Here is a 1,914-nt window from a genome sequence, read left to right as displayed (position 1 = left end):
ATCACTGGGCAATCTCACACCAAGTGAATTCACCTTAAAAAGAAACTTGAAAAACATGGCCGCTTAACGCCATAAATATCATGACAGATTCTCCAAATTTACTGGAGGGAAGTTTGGGCTCAGGTCACTTTGTATGGGTTGGATTAGGCACGCATCGTCTTCATAGGCAATCATAGAAGTGTAAATTCCGACTGCACTAAAATGTCACCAGTAGACCTATAAGAACACAATACTATAGGCTAGCGCTTTCGAGAATTTTTCTTTCCCAGGCCAACGCGCTTGAAACTATTTCATCTATATCTTCATGCTGAGCCACCCATCCTGTTTTATTCCGTAGGCATGAGGTGTCAGCTATCAGAGAACGAGGGTCTCCAGCGCGGCGACTACCATGTTCTATCTTAAAATTAATACCACTAACTCTTTGAACTGCATCCAGAATTTGTTTGACTGAATATCCTTGCCCGTTACCACAATTAAAGACTGCTGAAGCATCGTATTCAGTCATATAATCCAAAACATTTAAATGAGCTCGAGCTAAATCTGAGATGTGAATAAAATCACGAATACACGTACCGTCAGCCGTCTCATAATCAGTACCAAATATCTTTATGGATGGGTGGAGTCCCAGAACCGTCTGACATGCGACCTTAATCAAGTGAGTTGCCATAGGCGTTGGTTGAGCCGCCTTGAGCCTTAAATCCGCGCCTGCAACATTAAAATAACGCAAAATAGCATAGCGAAATCCATGAGACTTCGAAGCATCCGACAAAATCTGTTCAGTCATGAGTTTGGAATGACCATAAGGATTAATCGGAAAAGTTGGGGAGGTCTCACTAACCGTCCCCCCATCTGGGTTACCATATACCGCAGCTGTGGATGAAAAGATAAAACGCTGCACGTTATGTTTGACACACGCTTCAATCAAAGCAAGTGAAGCATAAGTATTGTTCGCATAGTACTTAATGGGATTTTCGACAGATTCACGCACATCAATAGAACCCGCGAAATGAATAACCGTGTCAGGTAAAAACTCCTTGAGTGCCTGCTCCACTTTAGGTTTATCAACGAGATCCACTTCATAAAAAGCGCATTCAGTTGGAATAACTTCTCTGCGGCCAGTCGACAAGTTATCGATAACGGCAACATCATATCCTTGGCCCACAGCTGCAAGCAACGTATGACTACCAATATATCCAGCACCACCCGTAATCAAAATCTTTTTAGTCAAAATAAAACCTTAAAACAATGAATTTCTACAAACGCCCATTACTATTCTAACACCATTGTATCCGCGAAATTGGAATCATGATTTCCTGTTAAGCTTCCAGATTTACAACGCTGTCTTTTTGAAAAATGTACCAGTAACCAATAAGTGCCATAATTAGTAATCTTTTTACATGACCATATCTACGTTATTCCACCTCCTCTTCACAAGTATCATCAATATTTAAAAAATATTGAGAATTTAGATATTCAAAGCAAAATTTACTATGGAACTTGTCAATATTGGAAGGTATTTCCAGAATACATAAACAAGGATTTGCCAGTTCGGTAGCCAAATTTACAGCCATAAAAACGGACTCTAAAATTTGAAAACAAACAACGCTCTGGAATGTTTAGCCAACTGGAGCTAACGGATTAACAACTCTAGGGGCTATTCATTGAAACATTTCTACGGGAACATCAAAGACAAAATTACCTTCTGGTCAGCAGCCAATAATGTCATATTTCGTTATCAAAATAGTCTATCTGAATGTAGGTGCAACCGACGCAACTCAATGAAATTGGTTAGGCTCAGGACCCATTAATTATCTTGCAAAGTTACATCAGCTCTGATTCATTTTATTGACTAAGATGGAGTTTATAATGAGCAATCTTTACTGGTTAACTGAGGTTCAAATGCTGCGGCTACGG

The 1,914-nt window shown here is 39.8% G+C and carries 1 protein-coding gene; it reads right to left on the bottom strand.

Annotated elements, in window-relative coordinates:
• Positions 1 to 232: 232 nt before the first annotated feature.
• Entirely contained in the window at positions 233 to 1,228 is a 996-nt protein-coding gene (gene galE, locus AB2J24_RS19785) for a UDP-glucose 4-epimerase GalE (protein ID WP_367386801.1), read from the bottom strand.
• Between the last annotated feature and the right edge of the window lie 686 nt (positions 1,229 to 1,914).

It is taken from the genome of Lentilitoribacter sp. EG35, assembly GCF_040784015.1.
Classification (GTDB): domain Bacteria; phylum Pseudomonadota; class Alphaproteobacteria; order Rhizobiales; family Rhizobiaceae; genus Lentilitoribacter.
The sequence above is the reverse complement of the archived record's forward strand: the minus strand, read 5'-3'. Positions and strand labels throughout refer to the sequence as shown.